The sequence below is a fragment of the Stenotrophomonas sp. STEN009 genome, from assembly GCF_056760395.1.
Genome location: NZ_JBRRES010000070.1, coordinates 1 through 3933, shown reverse-complemented (window position 1 = coordinate 3933; position 3933 = coordinate 1). Strand labels below are relative to the sequence as shown.

Below are 3933 nucleotides of genomic sequence, written 5' to 3'. Positions count from 1 at the left end.
CTGCAGGTTGGCGACCACCGAGGTGAAGCGGTTCTGGATCGCACCCAGGTCGGCGCGGGTGTTGTTGATCGAACCCAGTGCCTTGTCGACCACTTCCAGCGCCTGCTGGGCGCCGAGCACGGTGCTCACGTCCAGCTTCTGCACGCTGGCATCGGTGGCGGTGCCAGCCGTGTAGGCGGCGGTAGCGGCCTTGGCGCCCCAGGTGCCCGCGGTGGCGTCGAAGTCGCTGCGCTCCAGGGCGATATCAGCAACGACGACGTCCTTGCCTTCCTTCACCGAGCTCAGCTTCAGGGTGCCGTTGCTGTTGGCTTCGGCGTAGATGCCGGCTTCACCGATCTTGGCGTTGATGGCGGTGGCCACGGCCTTGGCGGCCTCTTCGGTGGTCGCGCCGGCCTTGATCTCGACGGTGCCGATATCCACGTCCATCACGGTACCGGTGATGCGTGCGCCGTCGCCGCCCGCTGCCAGGGCAGCCGTAGTGCCGGTGGCGAAGGTCGCGGTGCCCAGCGATTCGGTCTTGGCGTCCACCACCTTGTCGATGGCGATTGCCTGGCCGGCGTTGGCACCGACCTGGAACAGCTGGCTGGAGAACGAGCCGTCCAGCAGCTTGGTGCCGTTGAACTCGGACTGCTTGGCGACGCGGTCGATTTCGCTGACCAGCTGGGTCACTTCAGCCTGCAGGGCCTTGCGGTCGCTGGCCGAGTTGGTGGCGTTGGACGACTGCACCGACAGCTCACGGATGCGCTGCAGGTTGTTGCCGATCTCGGTCAGCGAACCTTCGGCGACCTGGGCCAGCGAGATGCCGTCGTTGGCATTGCGGATGGCCACGTCGGTGCCGCGGATCTGGGTGCCGAAGCGCTCGGAGATCGCCAGTCCGGCGGCGTCGTCCTTGGCGCTGTTGATGCGCGAGCCCGAGGACAGGCGCTGGATGGTGGTGGCCAGCGAGGCGCCGCTGGTGCTCAGATTGCGCTGAGCATTCAGCGACATCGTATTGGTGTTGATGACTTGTGCCATGGTGCATTTCCTTTGGCGGAGGTGGTACGTGGTTCAGGGTCCGGGCGCCGGCCTGGTCGGCGCCCGGGAGTCGATCACGGTGCGGATCAGCGCAGCAGGCTGAGCACGCCCTGCGGTACCTGGTTGGCCTGGGCCAGCATGGCCGTACCGGCCTGCTGCAGGATCTGGGTACGGGTCAGTTCAGCGGTTTCCTTGGCGAAGTCGGTGTCCTTGATGCGGCTGCGCGAGGCGGACAGGTTCTCCGTCGAGGTCTGCAGGTTGGCGACCACCGAGGTGAAGCGGTTCTGGATCGCACCCAGGTCGGCGCGGGTGTTGTTGATCGAACCCAGTGCCTTGTCGACCACTTCCAGCGCCTGCTGGGCACCCTTCACGGTGCTGATGTCGACGTCCTTCAGCAGCTTGCCCGGTGATGCACCGGTGCTGGCGGTGGCGGCAGCGCTGTCGAAGCCGGTGACGCCGGCGCTGGTGCCCGCAGTGGCCGACATGGCGACGAACTTGCCGTCCTTGTCGACGCTTTCCTTCACCGAGGTCAGGTTGATCTGGCCGGCGGTGGTGCCGTCGAGTTCGGCGTAGACGCCGGTCTCACCGATCTTGGCGTTGATCGCGGTCACGGTCGCCGCGGCCAGGGCAGCCTGGTCCTTGGCGGCGTCGCCGGTGGAGGTGATCTTGACGTCGGCGATCTTGATCGCCGAGGTCAGGCCGCCGCCACCGATGGTCAGGCCGGAATAGGTGATTTCCTTGCCGGCATCGGCTGCGACGGTATCGCCTTCGTCGATGGCGATGGTGTTGGCGTCGAAGACGGCATTGCCCAGCGCGTCGGCCTTGGCATCGACCACCTTGTCGATGGCGATGGCCTGGCCGGCATTGGCGCCGACCTGGAACAGCTGGCTGGAGAACGAACCATCCAGCAGCTTGGTGCCGTTGAACTCGGACTGCTTGGCAACGCGGTCGATTTCGCTGACCAGCTGGGTCACTTCGGCCTGCAGCGCCTTGCGGTCACTGGCCGAGTTGGTGGCATTGGCGGCCTGCACCGACAGCTCGCGGACGCGCTGCAGGTTGTTGCCGATCTCGGTCAACGAGCCTTCGGCGACCTGGGCCAGCGAGATGCCGTCGTTGGCATTGCGGATGGCCACATCGGTGCCGCGGATCTGGGTGCCGAAGCGCTCGGAGATCGCCAGGCCAGCGGCGTCGTCCTTGGCGCTGTTGATGCGCGAACCGGAGGACAGGCGCTGGATGGTGGTGGCCAGCGAGCTGCCGCTGGTGCTCAGGTTACGCTGAGCATTCAACGACATCGTGTTGGTGTTGATGACTTGTGCCATGAGGAGAGGTCCTTGAGCGGTTGCACGTGAGTTGGGTCAGACGCCCCCGACGTGCCCCGGGAGCGGCTCATGTCAGCGCTGCAACAGGCTGAGCACGTTCTGCGGCACCTGGTTGGCCTGGGCCAGCATGGCCGTGCCGGCCTGCTGCAGGATCTGGGTGCGGGTCAGTTCGGCGGTTTCCTTGGCGAAGTCGGTATCGCGGATGCGGCTGCGCGAGGCCGACAGGTTTTCGGAAGAGGTCTGCAGGTTGGCGACCACCGAGGTGAAGCGGTTCTGGATCGCGCCCAGGTCGGCGCGGACGCTGTTGACCGATTCCAGGGCCTTGTCGACGATCTCCAGGGCCTGCTGGGCGCCGGCGACGGTATCGATCTGGATGTCGGCGACGTGGGCGGCAGCAGTGCCGGCGGCGGGGGCGTTCAGATCGGTTGCGGTGGCGGTCGGCCCCATCTTCACGGTCACACCGGCCACGGTGTTGTCGGCCTTGACCGAGGTCAGGGTGACTTCGCCCGCGGTGGTGGACTGCGCGGCATGCAGGCCGGTTTCGCCGATCTTGCCGTTCAGGGCAGCAGCCAGCGCCTTGGTGGCGTTGTCCTGGTTGACCTTGCGCACCGCAGCGATCTCGGCGGCGGTGGCCGGCGCGCCTGGCGGGGTGGTGTAGTCGAACGTGACGTCGCCGATGCTGACGTCGCCCACCGTGATGTTGGCCAGCGTGCCGGCGGCGGCATCGACGGCTGCGTCATCCAGGGTGGCGCTGCCAGCGTTGACGAAGGTCGTCGCGCCCAGCGAGTTGGCCTTGGCGTCGACCACGCTGTTGATGGCGATGGCCTGGCCGGCGTTGGCACCCACCTGGAACAGCTGGCTGGTGAAGCTGCCGTCGAGCAGCTTGGTGCCGTTGAAGTCGCTCTGCTTGGCGACGCGGTCGATTTCGCTGACCAGCTGGGTCACTTCGGCCTGCAGGGCCTTGCGGTCGCTGCTGGAGTTGGTGGCATTGGAGGCCTGCACGGCCAGTTCGCGGATGCGCTGCAGGTTGTTGCCGACTTCGCTCAGCGAACCTTCGGCGACCTGGGCCAGCGAGATGCCGTCGTTGGCGTTGCGGATGGCCACGTCCAGGCCGCGGATCTGGGTGCTGAAACGCTCCGAGATCGCCAGGCCGGCGGCGTCGTCCTTCGCGCTGTTGATGCGCAGGCCGGACGAGAGGCGCTGGATGGTGGTGGCCAGCGAGTTGCCGCTGGTGCTCAGGTTGCGCTGAGCGTTGAGCGACATCGTATTGGTGTTGATTACCTGTGCCATGGGGTCGTCTCCTCTTATTTGGAACCCGTAGGTGAATGGAACGAAGCGCCGCCTGTTTTTTGTTTGGCTGTGTGCTTCGCCGTTGCCAAATGAATAACGGCGCTTTGTCAACAACCTTTAGGCGTGAATTCCGATGAGCCGGAAAAAGCCAGCGGGACGCTGTTTTTCCGGGGTTTCACCAGCCTGGAAGGGGGGCGGGCAGGGGTGGCGGGCGCCGCGGGGGGCGGCGGGGGGGGGGGGCCGGGGCGGGGCGGGGGGTTATGTCCGCCCCCGGGGGCCCCCCGGGGCACGCCGCAGCACCGCGCGGCGG

General features: G+C 66.6%; 3 protein-coding genes. All 3 read right to left on the bottom strand.

The window, feature by feature from the left end; translation table 11 throughout:
- Window positions 1-1014, bottom strand: a 1014-nt coding sequence (locus ACVOMM_RS18585) for a flagellin (RefSeq protein WP_481526609.1), incomplete at its 3' end; no start/stop codon positions are given.
- An 86-nt stretch (window positions 1015-1100) separates the two neighbouring features.
- Entirely contained in the window at window positions 1101-2333 is a 1233-nt protein-coding gene (locus ACVOMM_RS18580) for a flagellin (protein ID WP_481526608.1), read from the bottom strand.
- A gap of 72 nt (window positions 2334-2405) precedes the next feature.
- Entirely contained in the window at window positions 2406-3623 is a 1218-nt protein-coding gene (locus tag ACVOMM_RS18575) for a flagellin (RefSeq protein ID WP_053517904.1), read from the bottom strand.
- Between the last annotated feature and the right edge of the window lie 310 nt (window positions 3624-3933).

Coding starts and splice junctions, on each gene's coding strand:
- ACVOMM_RS18580 (WP_481526608.1), bottom strand. CDS start 2,333: ATGGCACAAGTCATCAACACCAACACGATGTCGTTGAATGCTCAGCGT.
- ACVOMM_RS18575 (WP_053517904.1), bottom strand. CDS start 3,623: ATGGCACAGGTAATCAACACCAATACGATGTCGCTCAACGCTCAGCGC.